The organism is Cupriavidus sp. SIMBA_020 (assembly GCF_046535395.1).
GTDB lineage: Bacteria > Pseudomonadota > Gammaproteobacteria > Burkholderiales > Burkholderiaceae > Cupriavidus > Cupriavidus campinensis.
The window spans coordinates 1-249 of record NZ_JAWRWU010001282.1 but is presented as its reverse complement, the minus strand read 5'-3'; the positions used below and the strand labels follow the sequence as shown (position 1 = coordinate 249).

The following is a 249-nucleotide window of genomic DNA, read 5'->3' as shown; positions in this document are numbered from 1 at the left end:
CAGGGCCTGCTGGTTGTCGCTGGCCAGTTTCTCGTTGGCCAGTTCCTGGCGCACCTGCGCCTCGGTCCAGGCCTGGGTCACGCCGCCGGCCGCCGTTTCCAGGCGGGTCGACAAGTTCTCCAGCAACGCGGCCTGCGCCTGGGTCTGGGCGGTCAGGTCCTGCGCGGTGCGGGCCAGCAACTGTTCCAGTTCCTGGTGGCGGGCGGCGGTCTGCTCGCCGGCCTGGCGCCATTGGCGGCCCAGTTCGGC

1 protein-coding gene is annotated in these 249 nt (G+C 71.9%); it reads right to left on the bottom strand.

The genetic code is table 11. The features are described from left to right. Positions 1 to 249: DUF802 domain-containing protein (locus tag SB751_RS33640; RefSeq protein WP_410749449.1), on the bottom strand; the 249-nt coding region annotated here is incomplete at both ends.